The sequence below is a fragment of the Bradyrhizobium sp. Kon37 genome, assembly GCF_055807535.1.
The window spans coordinates 1-241 of record NZ_JBVVOY010000325.1 but is presented as its reverse complement, the minus strand read 5'-3'; the positions used below and the strand labels follow the sequence as shown (position 1 = coordinate 241).

Below are 241 nucleotides of genomic sequence, written 5' to 3'. Positions count from 1 at the left end.
GTTGCAGCAAGCGGTCCACGCTGGTTTGCCCCAGCAGGCGAAAATCCTGTTTGATGGTGGTTAACGGCGGGATATAACATGAGCTGTCTTCGGTATCGTCGTATCCCACTACCGAGATATCCGCACCAACGCGCAGCCCGGACTCGGTAATGGCGCGCATTGCGCCCAGCGCCATCTGATCGTTGGCAACCAGCATCGCAGTGGGAACGATTCCCTCATTCAGCAGTTGCATGGTTTGTGG

At 56.8% G+C, this 241-nt stretch carries 1 protein-coding gene; it reads right to left on the bottom strand.

The features are described from left to right. Nucleotides 1-241: substrate-binding domain-containing protein (locus AC0L3J_RS38340; RefSeq protein ID WP_473350614.1), on the bottom strand; the 241-nt coding region annotated here is incomplete at both ends.